This is a genomic window from Cryobacterium sp. 10C3, from assembly GCF_034314285.1.
Classification (GTDB): Bacteria; Actinomycetota; Actinomycetes; order Actinomycetales; family Microbacteriaceae; genus Cryobacterium; species Cryobacterium glucosi.
On record NZ_JAVIWF010000002.1, the window covers coordinates 1,664,480 to 1,682,491 of the forward strand.

Annotated in this window: 18 protein-coding genes and 1 pseudogene; 11 read left to right on the forward strand and 8 right to left on the reverse strand. The window is 69.1% G+C overall.

What is annotated here, in order from left to right:
• Positions 1 to 3: 3 nt before the first annotated feature.
• From pcaG to RGU41_RS08690, 3 genes are read right to left on the reverse strand one after another with little or no spacing between them, the layout of a single operon-like run.
• The gene (gene pcaG, locus RGU41_RS08680; RefSeq protein ID WP_322136022.1) at positions 4 to 588 is read right to left on the reverse strand and encodes a protocatechuate 3,4-dioxygenase subunit alpha; all 585 of its coding nucleotides are present in this window, start codon (positions 586 to 588) and stop codon (positions 4 to 6) included.
• Complete coding sequence (gene pcaH / locus RGU41_RS08685; protein WP_134448883.1) at positions 581 to 1,357, reverse strand: protocatechuate 3,4-dioxygenase subunit beta; 777 nt, start codon at positions 1,355 to 1,357, stop codon at positions 581 to 583. Before pcaH ends, pcaG begins: the two co-directional genes overlap by 8 nt.
• Positions 1,358 to 1,399: 42 nt before the next feature.
• Complete coding sequence (locus RGU41_RS08690) at positions 1,400 to 2,581, reverse strand: 4-hydroxybenzoate 3-monooxygenase (RefSeq protein WP_134448882.1); 1,182 nt, start codon at positions 2,579 to 2,581, stop codon at positions 1,400 to 1,402.
• A 249-nt stretch (positions 2,582 to 2,830) separates the two neighbouring features.
• Between RGU41_RS08690 and RGU41_RS08695 the strand changes: the two genes are divergently transcribed.
• Together RGU41_RS08695 and RGU41_RS08700 are read left to right on the forward strand one after the other, a co-directional pair.
• Positions 2,831 to 3,226 (forward strand): hypothetical protein, encoded by a 396-nt coding sequence (locus tag RGU41_RS08695; RefSeq protein ID WP_166790688.1) that lies wholly within the window; start codon positions 2,831 to 2,833, stop codon positions 3,224 to 3,226.
• 125 nt (positions 3,227 to 3,351) lie between these two features.
• Complete coding sequence (locus RGU41_RS08700) at positions 3,352 to 3,852, forward strand: hypothetical protein (protein ID WP_322136023.1); 501 nt, start codon at positions 3,352 to 3,354, stop codon at positions 3,850 to 3,852.
• A gap of 71 nt (positions 3,853 to 3,923) precedes the next feature.
• Here the strand turns inward: RGU41_RS08700 and RGU41_RS08705 are convergent, their stop codons facing one another.
• The 3 genes from RGU41_RS08705 to RGU41_RS08715 all read right to left on the reverse strand — a co-directional run bounded on the left by RGU41_RS08705 (position 3,924) and on the right by RGU41_RS08715 (position 6,940).
• Positions 3,924 to 4,580, reverse strand: a complete 657-nt coding sequence (locus tag RGU41_RS08705; RefSeq protein WP_322136024.1) for a response regulator transcription factor — start codon at positions 4,578 to 4,580, stop codon at positions 3,924 to 3,926.
• Entirely contained in the window at positions 4,577 to 6,049 is a 1,473-nt protein-coding gene (locus RGU41_RS08710) for a sensor histidine kinase (RefSeq protein ID WP_166790687.1), read from the reverse strand. The genes RGU41_RS08705 and RGU41_RS08710 overlap by 4 nt, the downstream gene beginning before the upstream one ends.
• 81 nt (positions 6,050 to 6,130) lie before the next feature.
• Positions 6,131 to 6,940, reverse strand: a complete 810-nt coding sequence (locus RGU41_RS08715) for an IclR family transcriptional regulator (RefSeq protein WP_322136025.1) — start codon at positions 6,938 to 6,940, stop codon at positions 6,131 to 6,133.
• Between the two features lie 50 nt (positions 6,941 to 6,990).
• Between RGU41_RS08715 and RGU41_RS08720 the strand changes: the two genes are divergently transcribed.
• From RGU41_RS08720 to RGU41_RS08760, 9 genes and pseudogenes are all read left to right on the forward strand, one after another.
• Positions 6,991 to 7,782, forward strand: coding sequence for an IclR family transcriptional regulator (locus tag RGU41_RS08720; protein WP_322136026.1), 792 nt, complete (start codon positions 6,991 to 6,993; stop codon positions 7,780 to 7,782).
• 128 nt (positions 7,783 to 7,910) lie between these two features.
• Entirely contained in the window at positions 7,911 to 9,581 is a 1,671-nt protein-coding gene (locus tag RGU41_RS08725) for an FAD-dependent oxidoreductase (RefSeq protein ID WP_322136027.1), read from the forward strand.
• Positions 9,578 to 10,648, forward strand: a complete 1,071-nt coding sequence (locus RGU41_RS08730) for an SDR family oxidoreductase (protein WP_134448874.1) — start codon at positions 9,578 to 9,580, stop codon at positions 10,646 to 10,648. Before RGU41_RS08725 ends, RGU41_RS08730 begins: the two co-directional genes overlap by 4 nt.
• Before the next feature lie 278 nt (positions 10,649 to 10,926).
• Complete coding sequence (locus RGU41_RS08735) at positions 10,927 to 11,703, forward strand: MFS transporter (protein ID WP_322136028.1); 777 nt, start codon at positions 10,927 to 10,929, stop codon at positions 11,701 to 11,703.
• A 51-nt stretch (positions 11,704 to 11,754) separates the two neighbouring features.
• On the forward strand, positions 11,755 to 12,087 hold the full coding sequence (locus RGU41_RS08740; protein ID WP_322136029.1) for a hypothetical protein: 333 nt from the start codon (positions 11,755 to 11,757) through the stop codon (positions 12,085 to 12,087).
• A 66-nt stretch (positions 12,088 to 12,153) separates the two neighbouring features.
• Complete coding sequence (locus RGU41_RS08745) at positions 12,154 to 12,426, forward strand: hypothetical protein (RefSeq protein ID WP_134448872.1); 273 nt, start codon at positions 12,154 to 12,156, stop codon at positions 12,424 to 12,426.
• Positions 12,423 to 14,134: pseudogene (locus RGU41_RS08750) on the forward strand (PHP domain-containing protein); the annotation flags it as partial. The gene RGU41_RS08745 and the pseudogene RGU41_RS08750, both read left to right, overlap by 4 nt.
• A gap of 78 nt (positions 14,135 to 14,212) precedes the next feature.
• Complete coding sequence (locus tag RGU41_RS08755; protein WP_322137326.1) at positions 14,213 to 14,707, forward strand: hypothetical protein; 495 nt, start codon at positions 14,213 to 14,215, stop codon at positions 14,705 to 14,707.
• Positions 14,704 to 15,909: a hypothetical protein gene (locus tag RGU41_RS08760; protein ID WP_322136030.1), complete on the forward strand. Its 1,206-nt coding sequence runs from the start codon at positions 14,704 to 14,706 to the stop codon at positions 15,907 to 15,909. The genes RGU41_RS08755 and RGU41_RS08760 overlap by 4 nt, the downstream gene beginning before the upstream one ends.
• A 161-nt stretch (positions 15,910 to 16,070) precedes the next feature.
• Here the strand turns inward: RGU41_RS08760 and RGU41_RS08765 are convergent, their stop codons facing one another.
• Together RGU41_RS08765 and RGU41_RS08770 are read right to left on the reverse strand one after the other, a co-directional pair.
• Positions 16,071 to 17,300 (reverse strand): hypothetical protein, encoded by a 1,230-nt coding sequence (locus tag RGU41_RS08765; protein ID WP_322136031.1) that lies wholly within the window; start codon positions 17,298 to 17,300, stop codon positions 16,071 to 16,073.
• 249 nt (positions 17,301 to 17,549) lie between these two features.
• Positions 17,550 to 18,011: a hypothetical protein gene (locus RGU41_RS08770; protein ID WP_322136032.1), complete on the reverse strand. Its 462-nt coding sequence runs from the start codon at positions 18,009 to 18,011 to the stop codon at positions 17,550 to 17,552.
• Between the last annotated feature and the right edge of the window lies 1 nt (position 18,012).

Genomic DNA, 18,012 nt, shown 5'->3' on the forward strand with positions numbered 1-18,012 from the left:
GACTCAGGCATCGAAATCCAGGAACACGGTCTCGTTCTCGCCCTGCAGGCGGATGTCGAACCGGTACGAGGCAGCGCCCGTCGGCCCGGTCCCTTCCTGCACGCAGACGAGGGTGTGCCGCCGGTCCGCCGGGACCGCGGCGAGCACGGCATCCGTGGCATTCAGCTCCGCATTCCCGGGGAAGTAGGCCCGGGTGAAGAGGTGGTGGATGAGCCCCCTGGCGAACACGGTGACGAGCACGTACGGCGCACCGCCCGCGACCGGGCCGGGCTCGACCGTCGTGAAGGTGTAGTGACCGCCGAAGTCGACGGCCGCCCTGCCGAAGCCCGTGAAGCCGAAGCCGTCGCGGGCGAGGGAGCCCCGTTCGGTCCGCAAGGCGCCGGTCTCGTCGGCCTGCCAGATTTCGAGGATGGCATCGGGCACCGGTTCCCCTGCGCCGTCGAAGACGGTTCCGTGCAGCCGGATCGCGTGCGGGTGGTGGCCGGGCACGAGCTCGGCTCCCCCGTCGTACGGCAACGCGAACCCGTAGAACGGGCCCACGGTCTGCGCGGGGGTCTGCACGTACCGGGCGGCAGGCGACTCAGTCATGGGCTTCTTCACTTTCCATCCAGGTGGATTTCGGACCGGTGAGCACGATGTCCCACCGGTAGCCGAGCGAGAACTCCGGCACGCTTAGGTCGTGGTCGTACACGCCGATCAGCCGGGCGCGCGCTGCGGGGTCTGTGATCGACTGGTAGATCGGGTCGAGCGCGAAGAGCGGGTCGCCCGGAAAGTACATCTGGGTGATCAGGCGCTGGGTGAACGCGGTACCGAAGAGGGAGAAGTGGATGTGTGCCGGCCGCCACGCGTTCAGGTGGTTCCGCCACGGGTAGGGTCCCGGCTTGATCGTGGTGAAGGAGTATTCGCCGTTGTCCCCCGTGATGACCCGGCCGACGCCGGTGAAGTTGGGGTCGAGCGGGGCGGGATGCTGGTCGCGCTTGTGCACGTAGCGTCCGCCGGCGTTGGCCTGCCAGACCTCGACGAGCTGGTGCCGCACCGGGCGGCCCTCGCCGTCGAGCACCCGCCCGGACACCGTCATCCGCTCGCCGAGAGGTTCGGCGTTGTGCTGGATGGTCAGGTCGCTCTCGAGGGGGCTGACGTCGCTGTGCCCGAAGGCGGGCGAGTGCCGTTCGATCTCCTCGGGGTCCGCCCGCACGAGCTCGTGGGTCGGGTGCCGCAGGATCGAACTGCGATAGGGAGGGTAGTCGCGACGCGGGTGCAGTTCCGGGGCGTTGCCCTCCGCGACGCGGGCCCTGGCTTCCGCCTCGATGGCCTGCATCTCTGCGGAGATCTCGTGTTGTGACGTGGTATCGGTCATGTCGCTGATTCCTCTCGGGAGTATGGGGTCGGGAGTGCGGGGCTAGAACGGGAGTCCGGAATACTGTTCGGCGAGCTCGCGCTGGGCGTGCACCGAGCCCGTGACGTAGTCGAGACGGCCGAGCTGGCTCTGGTAGTCGAACTCCATCGTCTGCAGGTCGGTGCGGTTGCGGTGCAGCAGGTCGGTCATCCACTGCGAGAACTGCTGCACGCGCCACTGGCGGCGGAGCGCCGCCTCGCCGTAACCGGAGAGGAGGGCGTCGTCGTCCGCGTAGTGGGCGGCGAGGGCGGCGGCGAGCATGGTGACGTCGGCGATGGCGGAGTTGAGGCCCTTCGCCCCGGTCGGCGGCACGATGTGTCCGGCGTCCCCCGCGAGGAAGAGACTGCCGTACGCGAGGCGGGACGCCACGAAGCTGCGCATGGGCGTGATCGACTTGTCGGTGATCTCGCCCTCCTGGAGGGTCCAGCCCGGCACGCCGAGCCGGGCGTGCAGGTTCTCCCAGATCCGTTCGTCCGGCCACTGGTCGAGCGAGTCCGCGGTGTCGACCTGCAGGTAGAGCCGGGAGACGTGCGGCGAACGCATCGAGTGCATTGCGAAGCCGTCTTCGTGCAGCGCATAGATGAGCTCGTCGGTCGACGGAGCCACGTTCGCGAGGATCCCGAGCCAGGCGTACGGGTAACTCCGGTCGTAGAGCGTGATGGCTTCGCGGGGGATGCTCGCGCGGCAGACGCCGTGGAAGCCGTCGGCGCCGACGACGAAGTCCGCCGTGATCTCGTGGGCCTCGCCCGCGTGGGTGAACGTCACCCGCGGCGCGCTCGACTCGAGGTCGTGCACGGCGACATCCGCCGCCTCATAGTAGATCGTCGAGCCGGCGGCGTTGTGCGCCGCGATGAGGTCCTTGACGACTTCCTGCTGGCCGTACACCGTGACGCTGCGGCCGATGAGCTCCTGGAAGTCGACGTGGTGGCGTTCGCCCCGGAACTGCAGGTAGATGCCGTCGTGCTCGAGGCCCTCGGTCCTGATCCGCTCGCCGAGCCCCAGGCGGGTGAGGGTCTCGACGGCGCTCTGCTCGAGTACGCCGGCCCGGATCCGGGCGAGCACGTAGTCCTGCGAACGGTTCTCGACCACGATCGAGTCGATTCCGGCGTCCCGCAGCGCCCAGCTGAGGAGAAGACCGGCGGGGCCTGCGCCGATGATGGCGACGCGGGTGTTTTCTGGGGACACGGGGTTCTCCTAGCGACGATGACAGGTGATCGCACCATCTTGCGGAGTCAGCAACCCTCCAGCGCAGCCGTTTCCACTGAGTGAAAGATCGCGGGCTGGACTCACGGCAAGCAGATCTTTCTAAGAAAGCTCTCACACGCGTCTCGCGTCTGCCTCATCGAGGACAGGCACACTGTCGGATGATGACCCCGACGCCCGGTGACGGCACACTGGCTGTGGAGCCTTCCCCCGCTGAATAGGAGCAGATCAATGCGCGAGCCCATCCCAGCACCTGACAGTCGTCGGCGGCGGACGCGTGCCGGCCTCGCCGGGGCTGCACTCATCGTCGTCGTCGCCACCGCCGGCCTTGCCGCAGCCATGGTGAGCTCCCTCGCGCTCGCGGACCAGGCGGGGACGCCGCTCACCGTTCCCGGGGTCACGGTCGGAACCCAGCCGCCCGCCACGGGCGACGCCCCGGTCGTCGCGCCGAGCGCGGTCTCCACCGGCGCGCCGTCGGTGGGCACGGTCCCGGCCACGATACCGACCACCGCACCCGTGCCCGAGCTGGTGCCTGCCCCGACGCCGGTTGTCGTCGACGACCACGGCGGTAACCGATCGGGAGGAAGCGGTGGCAGCGGCAGCAGTGGGAGCAGCGGTAAGGACTGAACCGCCCGAACGCTAAGAGAGCTCTCACCGGCGTCTCCTTCCGGGCTTAGAACCACACCGCAGAGTGGAAGCACTCAGTGACATCCGCTGAAGCGCCGGTCCCGGCGCCGTCGAAAGGACATCTCATGGCCCACCTGACAAAGAAGAGTTCCCTCGCACTCGCCACCCTCGGCCTCGCCGGGCTCCTGTCTGCGGGTATCGCCACCGCACAGGCAGACACCGGCAGGCACGGCGACGTCATCCCGACGCCGACCAGCAGTTCCAGCACGACCACACCCGGCACCATCGTCGGCACCGACGACCCGGCGACCCACGACCTCGGCGACGATCACTCGACCGACCCCGCCACGCCGACACCGACGACCCCCGCCGTCACGACCGACGACAACGGAGCCGACGATCCCGCCACCCACGATGTCGGCGACGACCACTCCGCCGCCCCGGCCGTGCCCGCCACGCCTGCGACTCCGGTCCGCACCGATGACCACGGCGTCGACGACCCCGCAACCCACGACGTCGGCGACGACCACGGAACGGACACCTCCGGCTCAGGCAACTCCGGCCACGACAACTCCGGCCACGACAGCACCGGGCACGACAACTCCGGGCACGGCAGCAACGGCTAGAACTCCCCGAACACCGATATCCGCCCGGGCTCGTCGCCGGGGACGGGAAATGGGCTGCCGGCTCAGCGCGATCAGCGCAGCCGGTAGCCCATTCCCCTGACCGTTTCGATGCGCGAGGCGCCGAACTTGGCCCGGAGATAGCCGACGTAGACGTCGACAACGTTCGAACCGGGATCGAAGTCGTACCCCCAGACCCGGCTGAGCAGCTGCTCCCGACTGAGCACCTGGTCGGGGTTGCGCAGGAATTCCTCGGCCAGAGCGAATTCCCTGGCCGACAGGTCCACCTGGTGATCACCGACGATCGCCCGGCGGCTACGCAGGTCGAGCTGGAGCCCAGGGACGCCCAGGACGGGTTCGAGGACTCTGGCGGCATCTGCCAGACGCAGGCGCACGCGGGCGAGCAGCTCATCGAACCGGAACGGCTTGGCCATGTAGTCGTCGGCACCGCCCTGAAGGCTGGCCAGGGTGTCTTCTGCAGAGTCCCGCGCCGTCAGCACGATCACCGGTAGCGCAGAGTCCTCCGCGCGCAGTCTGCGGAGTACTTCGTAACCGTCGATGCCCGGAAGGCCGATGTCGAGCACCATCAGGTCGAATCCGCCGGTGAGGGCGAAGTCGAGTGCGTCAGGTCCGGTGCGCACGACCGACGTCGCGTACCCGGCCGCCGAGAGGCCCTTGTCGACGAAGGTCGCGATCCGCGCTTCGTCCTCTGCGATCAGGATGCGGCTCATGGGGTGACCTCCGTGGTCTCTGGCGCTTCGACGCTTCGGGGCGGGAGCGGGATATCGAGCGTGAAGGTCGCGCCCTGTCCCTGCTGCGACGTCACCAGGACCGAACCGCCGTGGGCGTCGGCGATCGCCGCGACGATCGCGAGGCCGAGTCCGGAACCGGTCTCTCCCCGTCCGACCGCTCCACGCGTGAATCGTTCAAAAATGTGTTCCTGCGCCTCGATACTGATCCCTGGACCGTCGTCCCTGACCCAGAGCCGCAGCCGGGATGAGCCGTCCGCCGCCCGGTCGACCGCGCTGCCGATGTCGACCGTTCCTCCGGGCGAACCGTGACTGACAGCGTTTGCCGCGAGCTGGAGCAGGGCCTGGGTGAGCTTGTCGGCGTCGACGGTAGCCATGACAGCGGCACTCCGGCTCGACACCCAGTGGTGGTCGGAGAGCGCAGCTGCCTTGGCGCGCACGAGTTCGGTGAGGGCCGCGATGTCGGCAGGCGCCAGGTTCAGGCTCACCGGCCTGTGCACTTCTGCGAGCGCGGAGATGTCCCTGACCAGGCCGTTCATCCGGTCGAGCTCGTCGATCGCCAGTGCCCTCGTCGCTGCAACGTCGGCGGGGTCGGATTCGTTCATGAGTTCCAGGTGCCCGCGCACGATGGTGATCGGAGTCTTGAGCTCGTGGCCGATGTCGTCGAGCAGGCGACGCTGGCTGGTGATCGAGTGATCGAGCCTGTCGAGCATGCCATTGACGGTTTCGGTCAGGAGTGAGACATCGTCCCGGCCATAGGCCGGTATGCGCTCACTCATGTCGGACGCGGTGATCCGCGCGGCCGCCTCACGCAGGGCACGGATGGGACGCAGCAGACGTCCGGATACCAGCCAGCCGACGAGGCCGAGCAGGACCAGGGTCAGCGCGGCGACTCCCAGGTAGGTGCGGAAGGCATCCGTGACGGGCCGCAGCTCGGCGTCGAGATCGAAGGCGGCGCTGAACACCCCGGCGGCGGGGTCCGTGCCGACGGTGACGGGTGCCGCGACGTAGCGCACAGCCCGTCCGTTCCCGACCGCGGTGCCGAGCACGACTGCTCCGCCCGACGTCTCGGCTGTGATCCGCGTGACGAACCCGGCGTCGTCTTCGAGGCGGAAGGCGACGTCCCCAGCGGGGGCGAAGGCCGCAGCACCGTCGATGACGGCGAGTGTGGACTCATTCGTTCCCGGCCGCACCCGCTGCACGACGGCACCGAGCACGCCGGCCACCGTGGTCAGCCCGGAGTCCCCTGCGATGAAACGGGCGTCCTCGACCGTCACCTTCAGTGAGGCGTCAAGAGCATCCAGGGTTCGTTCGCGCTGCACCAGATACGCGGTCGTCCCCGCGGTGGCCATGCCGAACGCTGTGACGACCAGGATGGCGGCCAGGATGCGCACCCGGACCGACAGCAGGGGTCGCCATCGACCACGGGGAACGAGCTCCTCAACGGGCATTCCCCCATTATCGACTGCCGCAACCATCGAGCGGGCATCCCCGCGCGATCAGTCCGCAATCAGTCCGCAGCTGATCCGCACTCAGCCGGCGGCGCGGCGGTACCCGAGCGCCCTGCCGACCCCGTGGGCCGCGACGCGCACGGCCTGTTCCTGCTCGGGGCTCGACCGGGGCGTTGTGCGGGTGACGATAGACACGGCCGCAACCACCTGGCCGGTGCGGTCCCGGATCGGCGCCGCGATCGAACTCGAACCGGCTGTCATCTCCTCGGACATGCGGGCGATGCCCTGGGCGCGGATGCCGGCCAGGCGCCGCCGCAATTCCTCGGGGTCGGTCACCGTCTGTGGCAGGAACCGCGGCAACGGCCCGGCCAGGTAGGTCTGGATCACCTCGTTCGGAGCGAAGGCCAGCAGCACGAGTCCGACCCCGGTCGCGTGCAGCGGGAGGCGGCCGCCCACCCGGGAGATCACCCGCACGGCCTGGTGCCCGGACAGCTTCTCGAGGTAGAGGGCGTCGCTCCCATCGAGGACGGCGAGGTGCACGTGCTCGTGGGTCGACTCGTACAGGTCTTCCAGATAGGGCAGGGCGATCGTGCGCAGGTTCCGCGCCGTCGGGGTCTGCACCCCGACCTCCCAGAGCCGCATCCCGAGCGCGTAGCGTCCGTCTTCCTGGCGGGCAAGGCCTCCCCAGCTCGTCCATTCGCCGACGAGGCGATGCACCGTCGTCAGCGGGATCCCGGTGCGCTGCGCGATCGCGGTGAGGGTGAGCGAACTCGCCGGCGGCGCGGTGAACGCGTCGAGAATGGCGAAGAGCCGGGCGGCCACGCCGCGGTCATCGACCGGGAACGCCGCAGCGTCCTCGGTTCCCCTCGACTGTGCGGGCTTCCCTGACATCAGCACCACGCTACTCGCCCGCGCACCGGCGGGCAGCATATTGTGGGGCCATGGCGAATTCCCGCTCCGGCGACTCCCTGCTGTCCCGGCTCGTGACGATTCTCGACGCCTTCGATTCCCATCGCTCGTCCATGACGATCTCCGCGTTATCGCGCCGGGTGGGCATCCCACTCGCCACGACCCACCGGCTCGTCGTGCAGCTCCTCGACGAACGGCTCCTCGAGCGCGACGCGGACGGAGGAGTTCGCCTCGGCATCCGGTTGTGGGAGCTGGCCTCGCGGGGCTCGCGCACCACCGACCTGCGCGAGATCGCGCTTCCCTTCATGGAGGACGTGCACGCCGTCGTGCAGCAGCACACGACCCTGAGCCTGCTCGACAGCGAGAACGTGCTCTACATCGAGCGGCTCACGACCCGCGGTTCGGCGGTGAACATCACCCAGATCGTCGGCCGGCTGCCGATCCACGCGTGCTCGTCCGGGCTCGTGCTCCTGGCATACTCCCCGCCGGAGTTCCAGGACGACGTGCTCGGCAGGGAACTCGTGCGCTACACGGAACACACCGTCACCGAACCCGCAGCCCTGCGCCGGCTACTGGCCGGGATCAGGCAGCTCGGCCACGCTTCCGTGCCCGGGATCATCGTGCCGAACACGACCGGGATCGCCGTTCCGGTGTTCGAACGCGGCGATCGGGTGATCGCCGCGCTGAACGTGATCGTCCCCTTCGGCGAGGAGGACCTCCGGGCGACCGTGCCCGCCCTGAAGACCGCGGCGCACGGCATCTCCCGCGCCCTCGGCTCCGACCGGCCGCGCGGCGGCACAAGCCGGATGCCGCGGGCCGTCTGACCGGGACGCCCCGATTCCCCGGCGAATATTCCTCCCATTGAATGGGAGGGGCACGATGAGCGACCCCGACCGTTGGCAGTCTTCAGAAACGCAAATTCTTGTGTCAACGACGACGGGAGTGGGATTCGATGCGAATTCTCCAGGGCAAGCCGCAGGACCGATTCGATGTCGTGGTGGTGGGGTCCGGCGCCGCGGCGCTCACGGCCGCCGCGACGGCGGCCAACGAAGGCAAGAGCGTGCTGGTGGTCGAGAAGTCGGCCCTGCTCGGCGGGACCTCGGCGGTATCGGGCGGGATGCTCTGGGTCGCCGCCAACCATCTCGCCCGCGGCGCGGGCATCGCGGATTCGCCGGAAGACGCCGCACGGTACGTGCGAGCGGTCTCCAGGGGCCGGGGCAGGGACGAGCTCTTCGATGCCGCGATCGACAGCGGCGATGACATGCTGCGCTACGTCGAACGCGAGCTCGGCGTGGCCTTCCTGCTGCTTGATAACTTCCCGGACTACCGGATGGATCTCGACGGCGCCCTCGACGGCGGACGCACCGTCGAACCCGAACTCTTCGACGCCGCTGCCGCGCTCGGCCCCGTGCGGGCACACGTGCGCACCGACGGCCGGGCGCCCTTCACGATGCAGGAATACGAAGCCTGGGGAGCCTTCACCCACTTCCCCTGGCCAGAACTCGCGGCACGGGAAGCGGCGGGCCTCGTCGCCAAGGGGCAGGCGCTCGTCAGCATGCTGCTCGCCTCCTGCCTCGGGAACGACGTGACCCTCTCCGTCGACGCCCGCGCCGAACGCCTCGTCGTCGAGAACGGGCGCGTCACGGGCGTCGTCGTGGACGGACGCACGTTCCACGCGAATGACGGCGTCGTGCTCGCCTGCGGCGGCTTCGAGTGGGACAAGGAACTCGCCGACGGGCTGCTCCAGACCCGGCTGCACGTCGTCTGCTCTCCCCCGTCGAACACCGGAGACGGCCTCCGGATGGCCCAGCGCATCGGTGCACGGACCGGTGGGACCAGGGAAGCCTGGTGGGCGCCGATGTCGGTCATCCCCGGCGATCTCCGCGACGGGGAACAGGTCGGCACCCTGCTCCGCTTCGAACGCCAGGGTCCCGGTTCGATCATGGTCAACCAGCACGGGCGCCGTTTCGCGAACGAATCCCAGGATTACAACGACCTCGCGCGTTCCCTGCACTCGTGGGACCCCGCGGCCAATGCCCCGCTGAACACGCCGTCCCACGTCGTCTTCGACCACGCCTTCCTCGAGCGCTACGGCGTCCTGAGCCACCGCGCCGGCCGGCCGACGCCGGCGTGGCTGCTCGAAGGCGCCACCCTGGCCGACCTCGCCGCGCGCATCGACGTCGACCCGGCCGCCCTCACGGAGACGGTCGGCCGCTTCAACCACTACGCCGAGCTCGGTGAGGACCCAGACTTCGGCAGGGGCCGGAGCCGCTACGACACCTACTGGGGCGATGCGGGGAACGTCTTCCCCAACCCGAGCCTCGGCCCGCTCACCACCGGGCCGTTCTACGCGCTCCCGGTCGTCAACGGCGCCTTCGGCACGAGCGGAGGCGTGTCGACGGATGGCGTCGGTCGCGTCGTCGACGTCGACGGCGCCGTCATCGGTGGACTGTTCGCCGCCGGGAACACCACCGAGAGCGCGTACGGGGCCGGTTACCCCGGCGCAGGCGCGACCCTCGGGCCGCTGATGACGATGGGCTACCTGATCGGCCGCACCCTCGCAGGCAGCCCGATCGGCTACCCCGACCTGGCCGACGCTGCGGCGACGGCGGTCGTCCGATGATCCGCCACGTGGTGCTTTTCCGGTTCGAAGACAGCTTCACTCCCTCGATCGAACACGACTGGCGTGCCGGGCTCGACGGTCTCGTCGGTCACGTGCCGGGGCTCCGGTCGCTGAGCGTCGGCCGCGACCTCTCCGGACAGGCCAGGTCCTGGGACTGCACGATCGTCGCGGACTTCGACACGGCCGCCGACGTGGCCGGGTACGCAGGGCATCCGCTGCACACCCCGCTGATCGCCCTCTCCAGCCCGCACACCCGGCAGATCGCATCCGTCGATTTCGACGTTCCGGAACCGGCCACGACGCACGCGGAGCAGAGGAAGGGGCGGGTGCACGGCAAGATCGCCATCGTCACGGGAGGGAGCGGCGACCTCGGCAGCGCCTGCGTGCGGCTCCTCGCCCGCGAGGGCGCCGTGGTCGTCAGCCTCGACGTCACCCCGCCGGCCGAACCGTGGCACGAGCCGGGAATCACCTCCCTCGAACTCGACATCACCGACCCGGAACAGGTGGAACGCGCCGTGGCCCGGGTACTCGAGACGGTCGGCGTTCCCGACATCCTCGTGAACGCCGCCGGTATCATCGGGCGCGCGGCGCCCTCGCACGAGTCGACCCTCGCCGAGTTCGACCGGATCTTCAACGTGAACGTCAAGGGCACCTGGCTCATGACGAAGTACGTGGTCCCGGCCATGATCGCCGCGTCGCGCGGCAGCATCGTCAACTTCTCGTCGATCCACGGCATCACCGGCGGCAGGAGCGTGCCGCTGTACCACGCCACGAAAGGCGCGGTCCGGCTGCTCACCAAGTCCGACGCCGCGACCTACGGTGAGCACGGCATCCGGGTGAATTCGATCCACCCCGGCTCGATGAACACGAGGATGAGCCGCACGGCCGCCGACATGAGCGCTGTCGGGCCAGAGGCGTACTACCGCCAGCTGGTCGAGGGCAATCCGCTCCGCCGGCAGGGGGAACCCGACGAGATCGCCTACGGCGTGCTCTACCTCGCGAGCGACGAATCCCGCTTCAGCACCGGTTCCGAACTGGTCATCGACGGCGGATACACCGCCGTCTGACCCAGGGCAGACCACCCGCACCACCCGAACCACCCGCCCCAACCCCACCAGGCACCTTGTCAAAGGAGACAGCATGTCCAGCACGGTTCCAGCGTCGACCATCCCCCAGCGGATGCCTCGAAAGGCCGCGGCAGCGGCATTCGTCGGCAGCGCCCTCGAGTACTACGACTTCTTCATCTACGGCGCCGCGGCCGCCCTCGTCTTCAACCACATCTTCTTCTCCGCCGCCGACCCGGCGATCGCGACCATCGCCTCCCTGGCGACATTCGGCGTCGGCTATGTCGCCCGGCCGTTCGGCGGGCGTGATCTTCGGCCACTTCGGCGACCGTATCGGCCGCAAGCGGGTGCTGATCCTCACCCTCGTGATCATGGGGGTCGCGAGCCTCGCGATCGGCTTCCTGCCCACCTACGACCAGATCGGGGCCTTCGCCCCGGCCCTCCTCGTGCTGTGCCGCCTCGCGCAGGGGTTCTCGGCCGGCGGGGAAGCGGCAGGGGCGAGCACCCTCGCCATCGAGCACGCCCCCGAACATCGCAGGGCGTTCTTCTCCGGTTTCACGATGACCGGGTATGCGGCCGGTATGGTGCTCGCCACCATCGTCTTCATTCCCGTCGCGGCCCTACCGGAGGACCAGCTGTATGCCTGGGGCTGGCGGGTGCCGTTCCTGTTGAGCGCGGTCGTGCTCGTCGTCGCATACATCGTGCGGTCCCGTCTCGACGAGACGCCGGTGTTCGCCGAGACGAAGTCCGTCGCCGCCGTCGAGAGGTTCCCGGCCGCGCAGGTGTTCAGGCACCAGTGGCGCGACGTCGTGCGCGTGCTCGTCTGCTCTCTGTTCGCTGTGACGCAGACCGTGTTCACCGTCTTCGGCCTCGCCTATGCGACGAGCCCCGCCGTGGGCATCGATCGCGGCACGATGCTGTGGGTCGCGACCGTGTCCATCGCGGGTTCCCTCGTCACCATCCCGCTGTTCTCGGCTCTGTCGGACCGCATCGGGCGCCGGCCGGTCTGGATCATCGGCACCCTCGGTTCCGCGGCGACCATCTTCCTCTACTTCTGAGCGATCTCGACCGGTTCGATCCCGCTCATCTTCCTCGGCGGCTTCCTGAACATGACGCTGTTCTATTCGATGGTCAACGGGCTCTGGCCGTCGTTCTTCACGGAGATGTTCGCCGCGCCGGTGCGCTACTCCGGCTTTGCGATCGGCACCCAGCTCGGATTCCTGCTCGCCGGCTTCGCTCCGAGCATCTGTTATGCCCTGCTCGGGAGCGGGATCGACGGCTGGGTTCCCGTCGCCGTCTTCACCGCAGCCACCATGGTGCTCTCGGCGATCGCCGCCGTCACCGCGCGGGAGACCTTCCGGGTGCCGACCGCCCTGCTCGGGGCCGACGCGCTGCGCGTCGAGGCACCGGAGCGACCTCGATCGACGGTCGGCGCTGGCTAGTGTCGGCGGGGTGACGTACACTCCCAATATCGAACATTTGTTCGATCATTACGGAGGAGCCACCGAATGCCCCAGATCATCGACATCCGCGTCGACGTCGAGCTTTCGGCCGACGGCGACCCCCGCGCCTTCACCTGGGACCGCTTCGAGCACACCATCATCGGGCAACCGCAGGCGGTGTTCACGCGCACCCGCTGGTGGGAGAACGACGGGGTGCCCACCCGCATCGACACCGAGCTGTGGCGGGTCGACGCGGCCCGCGGGGGCGAGGAACAACACCGGTACGACCTGCGACGCGACGTCGACGGGTCGTGGGTGCTCGCCCTCGACTGGGGATGAACGAGCCGGGCACGGGCCGGTCGCGCACTGCCGGGCCGGGCACCGGCTTCCCGCACCTGCACGTCGCGAGCGCATACTCGACCCACTACGGGGTGACGCTTCCCGAAGCGCTTGCCGGCCAGGCGAGGGCCCAGGGCGCCTCCTTCCTTGCACTCACCGACCGTGACGGGCTCTATGGGGCCGTCAAGCACCTTCGGGCGTGTGGGGCGGAGGGCATCCGCGCCGGCCTCGGGGCCGACCTCGCGGTGCACGACGACGACCGGCTGCCGCTCGGCCGCGTCGTCGTTCTCGCGCACGGAGGCACCAGCGGCCGTGGGTATGCTGCCCTGTGCCGCGCCGTGTCCGCCGCCCACCAGGCCATGTCGACCGGAACAGGGCGCGAGCCGAGCATCGGCCGGTCAGAGCTTGCCGAACTGGCCGGGCTCCGGGCGCTGACCGTTCTGCTCGGGCCGGTCTCAGACGTCGGTGAGGCGATCGGCCGCCGCGCGACGAAGGAAGCCGGCGCCCGGCTCACGGCCTGGCAGGGATCGATGCCCACCGGGTCGGTGTGCCTCGAAGTCGTCTGCCATCTCGCCGAGCCCGGCAGCCGCGGCAGCGTCACTCCCGCGACCCGCATGCTCGCCCTCGCCGAGCAGAACGGCCTGCCCGCCGTGCTCACGAATGCGGTGCGCTACGGCGAGCCGGAGGACGCGGTGACCGCAGACCTTGCCGACGCCGCCCGCACCCTGACCCCGCTCGCCGAGCTCGAGCAGCCGCAGACGAACGGACAGGCCTGGCTCAAACCGGCAGGCGCGATGCGGCAGGTGGCCCGCATGGTCGTCGATGCCGGCCTGCACGACGACGGCGCGCTCAACCGGCTGCTGCGCGATACGGACATGCTCGCCGACCGCTGCACCCTCGACCCGCAGGCCGACATCGGCCTCGGTACCCCGCGGATGCCGGAGGCACGCGTGATCGGGGTCACCGGCGACCCGCTCGCCGAACTCTGGAAACGCGGACGATCCGGCGTCGACGAACGCTACGCGGCATCCGGTCGGACGGCGGTCGAAACGGCGCACGCCCGCCTCGAGTACGAGATGGCGACGGTCGAGCATCTCGGCTTCGCGAGCTATTTCCTCACGGTCGCCCGCGTCGCCGACCTCGTCAGGGGCATGGGCGTTCGTATCCAGGCCCGTGGCTCCGGCGTCGGCTCGGTGCTCAACTACGCCCTGCACACCTCATCGGTCGAGCCGATCGCGAACGGCCTGCTCTGGGAACGGTTCCTCTCCCCGAACGCCAGACCCTGCCCGACATCGACCTGGACGTGGAGTCAGCGCGCCGCCACGATATCTACCGCGCCATTTTCCAGACCTTCGGTGCCGACCGGGTCTCGCTGATGTCGATGACCAACGCCTACCGCGGCCGCGGCGCCGTCAGGGACGCCGGGCTGGCCCTCGGCATGGATGCCGGGCAGGTGTCGGCGATCGCGAAGCAGATGTGGCGGTTCAACGCCCGCGACTTCCGCCGTGCCCTCGAGGAGAAGCCCGAGCTCGAACCGCTCGCCGCCGAAGTGCGCGCCTCGCAGCAGCTCGATCAGCTGGTCGACCTCACCGCACGGCTCGACCGGCTGCCGCGGCACATCTCGGTGCACCCGTGCGGCGTGATCCTCTCCGACGCGAGCCTGCTCGACCGCACCCCGGTGCAGGCGTCGGGAATGGGACTGCCGATGTCGCAGTTCGACAAGCACGACATGGACCCGATGGGCCTGATCAAGCTCGACATCCTGGGCGTTCGGATGCAGTCTGCGATGGCGCATGCCGTCGAGGAGCACCGACGCCTCACCGGAGAGAGCATCGACCTCGACCGGATCCCGCTCGACGACGAGCCGACCTTCGAGCTCATCCGCTCGACGCGCACCCTCGGCATCTTCCAGCTCGAGTCGCCAGGCCAGATGGAGCTCGTCGGCAAGCTGCAGCCCGAGGTCTTCAACGACCTCACCGTGGAGATCTCCCTGTTCCGACCCGGCCCGATGCAGAACAACATGCCCCTGCTCTACCTGCAGGCGCGGCACGGCGAGGTCGTGCCGGACTACATCCACCCGCGTTTCGAACCGATCCTGCGGGAGACCCGCGGCGTCGTCATCTTCCACGAACAGGTGATGCGGCTCTTCGACGAACTCACCGGCTGCGGCCTGGGCAAGGCGGATGTCTTCCGCAGGCACCTGGGGAAACCCGAGCAGCTGCCCCTCATCGAGGCGTACGTCCGTGAGCAGGCCCTGGGCCGCGGATTCCCCCGGCGGTGATCGACCGGATCTGGACCGTGCTCGCCGGATTCGGCAGCTTCGGCTTCGCCAAGGCGCACGGCGCCGCGTTCGCCCTGCCCACCTACCAGTCCGCGTGGCTGAAGACCCATCACCCTGCGGTCTTCCTTGCCGGTCTCCTCACCCACGACCCGGGAATGTGGCCGAAGGACCTGCTCGTGGCCGAAGCCCGGGCGCTCGGGGTGCCCGTGCTTCCGCTCGACGTGCAGCACAGCGTGCTCGACTACCGGGTCGAGGATCTTCCTCCTGGCCACGCCGGGCCTGTCCAGGTCGAACCGGTGACTGCCGGGTCTCCCGGGCCTGCCGGGCCGCGCAGAGGCATCCGCCTGGCGCTGCCAGAGCTTTCGGGCAGCACCGCCGCCGAGAGGGCCCGGATCGTGCGGCACCAGCCGTTCTCCTCGCTCCAGGACTTCCGGGACCGGGTGCGGCCACGGCGGTCGAGCTTCGAGGCGCTCGCACGGGTCGGCGCCCTCGACAGCTTCATCGGCTATGACCGTGAGCGCCGGCATGAGCTGCTCGCGCACATCCAGTCGCTCCGCGGCACGGCCGTCGCCGTGCACGACGACCAACTCGCCTTCGACGTCGACCTGCCGGTCCCCCGGTACACCGGCGACCGGTTCACCGCCGTCACCTCCCTCGAGCTGCGCGGCCGAACCCAGACCGAACTCGAGCTGCGCGACCTGAGCCTCGCCGTGTCCGGGCACCAGCTCGCCCGTTTCTATCCGCTCTTCGCCGAACTCGGCGTCACCCCGGCGTCGGCCCTCGCCGACCTGCCCGGCGGCACCGAGGTGCTCCTCGCCGGCGTGCGGCGGGCGACGAACACCCCGCCGATGCGCGGCGGGCGACGCGTCGTGTTCGTGAGCCTCGACGACGGCACCGGGCCGGTCGCGAACGTGGTCTTCTTCCACGACGCCCAGGAACGCATCGGCGCCCTGGTCTTCCAGACCAGGCACCTGCTCGTCCGCGGCCGCACCAGGCGCTCGGGTGCGAAAGGGGTGTCGGTGACGGGCGACTCGCTCTGGGACCTCGCGGATGCCGCCCGGCTGGTCAAACAACGGCACAGCGCCGAGCGCGCGGCCGAGAACGCTGCGGGCGACGAGGCCCGGGCCGAGGCCCTGGCGGCCGAGCTCGCCGCGGTCGCGCCCACAAACGTGCGCCACCTCTGGTCCGCGCGCTCCGCCTGATCCGACACGCGAACCCGGCCCACGAACCCGGCCCACGGAACGGCCGCGACCCGTCCGGGCAGGCGAATGCCCGGTGCCGCAGGCGCGGCACCGGGCATCCGATGGATCCTTGTACCGGCCGTCCGGCGGTAGATCCGGACGGCCGTTCGACTATCCGGCGGCTACTGGGCCACCTGGCTGGTCGTTTCCACGTTCAGCCACGGGCCGGCGGGAACGGCGGACCGGTCCACGAAACGCCAGTTGACGTGGTCGTTGTCCCCGTCGAGGTCGGTGAAGCCGAGGCATCCGTTGAGGGCGGGCGACACGTCGGTGCCTGCGCCCTGGCTCGGGTCGCCGCTGAACTGCTTGTTCACCGGACGGGCGTCGTTGCTTCCGAACACGTAGGCAGCGTCGTGGTACAGCGAGCCGCTCGAGGGGCCCGCGTCCTCAACCTGTCCGTAGCACGTCTGGCCATTGGGACCGGTGAGCTGGACCCAGTGGTTCTTCATGTACGAGTAGTTCGAGTCACCATGGTGAGCGCTGTACGGGGCCACGTTCGCCCACGGTACGACGGTGTCGCGGTTGGCGAACGCCGTCGCGTCGTTGACGTCGTCGTAAGGAAGATCCAGGTAGAACGGGTTCTCGAGCGGCTTGGGCTGGCTGGTCGGGAAGTAGCCGTTGGCAGCGGTGCGCTTCTCTGTCGTGCACGTGAAGGTCGCAGCGGTCGCGCCGCTGGACGGGCCATCGCACCCGCCGACGGGCGAGCCGCCGCAGCCGGTGTCCGTTGAGGACCCGAGCTGAACGCCGGTGTGGTGAAGCGCCCACTTGCTGTCATAGGTGCTGCAGACCTGGCTGCCGTCGCTGAGGTTCGCGTTGAAGATCTCGCCGACCCAGAAGGTCGTCGACACGATATTGGTGTGCAGCGGGGACGTTCCGATGGCGATGGGGGGCGTCGTCGGAGTAGGCGTCGGCGTCGGCGTAGGAGTAGGCGTCGGCGTCGGCGTAGGCGTGGGCGTAGGCGTCGGAGTCGGAGTCGGAGTCGGAGTCGGGGTGGGCTTCGGCGCAGGCGTCGGAGCCGGCGTGGGCGTCGGCGTCGGCGCAGGCGTCGGCGCAGGCGTCGGAGTCGGAGTCGGAGTCGGAGTCGGAGTCGGAGTTCCGTTGTGGTGGTTCTTACGGTGTGACCACACCCCGGTCACGGCGAGCCAGCCTGACGGTGCGCTCACGGACGATGAACCGGACGACGAGCGGGACGACGAAGACGAGGAGTCGCCGGAGGCGAACGCACAGGAGGCCGTTGTGCCGACGACGATGCACAGGGCCGCCGTTGCGGCCAGGACACCGCCTGCGAGTTTGCGACGCGCGGTTGTACTACGCGGCGAGGACTTCTCGGCGCGACGAAAGAGCTGTTGCATGGAGTTTTTTGCCTTTCAAATGACCGGAACGCGCCGATCACAAATCCATCCACAGAACCTACGACACGCATTTTCGATGGGTTGACTGTAACCCATTCGAAGTACACGGCTCCGGAAAATACCCCCAGTTTTACGGCTGCGCTAGGGGCTTGACAAACAAAAAAACTGAGAGATCGCCGTAATCACGGGGAACTCACGACACATTCATAGCTGAGAAACTCTCAGGAAAGAAAACCCTCAGCGCTGTGTTTAACGGGGCGTCGGAGTCTGAGTCTGCGCCGGTGTCGGTCTCGGTGTCTGAGTCGGCGTCGGATTGGCTTCGATGAAGTCATCTCCACCGTACTTCGCATTCGCGACCGACATCACCGCCGGCCACATCCGGTGCCGGGCGGTCGCGGCCTGGCCGCTGTCGAAGTATGTGGTCCGCTGGTTCGCATCGCCGGTGAGGCTGACCACCGCGACGACGGTTGCGACCTTCGTACTCGACCCGGTCATCCAGGTGTCCTTATTGCCATCCGTCGTACCGGTCTTTCCGATCACGGGCACCTGCGGCGCCATGCCCCGGTTCGACTGCTGCCCTGTCCCGGTCGTCATGACCTTGTGCATGGCGTAGGCCATGCCCGCCGCGACCGTGGGGTTGACGGAAGCCGCGCACTCGCTGGTCGGCACGGGAACCTCAGCGCCGGTCGGGCCAACGATGCGGTCGATCACG

Excerpts from the sequence above, each read along its gene's own strand:
- pcaG (WP_322136022.1), bottom strand. The coding sequence starts at position 588 with ATGACTGAGTCGCCTGCCGCCCGGTACGTGCAGACCCCCGCGCAGACC.
- pcaH (WP_134448883.1), bottom strand. The coding sequence starts at position 1,357 with ATGACCGATACCACGTCACAACACGAGATCTCCGCAGAGATGCAGGCC.
- RGU41_RS08695 (WP_166790688.1), top strand. The coding sequence starts at position 2,831 with ATGCGCGAGCCCATCCCAGCACCTGACAGTCGTCGGCGGCGGACGCGT.
- RGU41_RS08700 (WP_322136023.1), top strand. The coding sequence starts at position 3,352 with ATGGCCCACCTGACAAAGAAGAGTTCCCTCGCACTCGCCACCCTCGGC.
- RGU41_RS08705 (WP_322136024.1), bottom strand. The coding sequence starts at position 4,580 with ATGAGCCGCATCCTGATCGCAGAGGACGAAGCGCGGATCGCGACCTTC.
- RGU41_RS08710 (WP_166790687.1), bottom strand. The coding sequence starts at position 6,049 with ATGCCCGTTGAGGAGCTCGTTCCCCGTGGTCGATGGCGACCCCTGCTG.
- RGU41_RS08715 (WP_322136025.1), bottom strand. The coding sequence starts at position 6,940 with ATGTCAGGGAAGCCCGCACAGTCGAGGGGAACCGAGGACGCTGCGGCG.
- RGU41_RS08720 (WP_322136026.1), top strand. The coding sequence starts at position 6,991 with ATGGCGAATTCCCGCTCCGGCGACTCCCTGCTGTCCCGGCTCGTGACG.
- RGU41_RS08725 (WP_322136027.1), top strand. The coding sequence starts at position 7,911 with ATGCGAATTCTCCAGGGCAAGCCGCAGGACCGATTCGATGTCGTGGTG.
- RGU41_RS08730 (WP_134448874.1), top strand. The coding sequence starts at position 9,578 with ATGATCCGCCACGTGGTGCTTTTCCGGTTCGAAGACAGCTTCACTCCC.
- RGU41_RS08735 (WP_322136028.1), top strand. The coding sequence starts at position 10,927 with ATGTCGCCCGGCCGTTCGGCGGGCGTGATCTTCGGCCACTTCGGCGAC.
- RGU41_RS08740 (WP_322136029.1), top strand. The coding sequence starts at position 11,755 with ATGACGCTGTTCTATTCGATGGTCAACGGGCTCTGGCCGTCGTTCTTC.
- RGU41_RS08745 (WP_134448872.1), top strand. The coding sequence starts at position 12,154 with ATGCCCCAGATCATCGACATCCGCGTCGACGTCGAGCTTTCGGCCGAC.
- RGU41_RS08755 (WP_322137326.1), top strand. The coding sequence starts at position 14,213 with ATGGCGCATGCCGTCGAGGAGCACCGACGCCTCACCGGAGAGAGCATC.
- RGU41_RS08765 (WP_322136031.1), bottom strand. The coding sequence starts at position 17,300 with ATGCAACAGCTCTTTCGTCGCGCCGAGAAGTCCTCGCCGCGTAGTACA.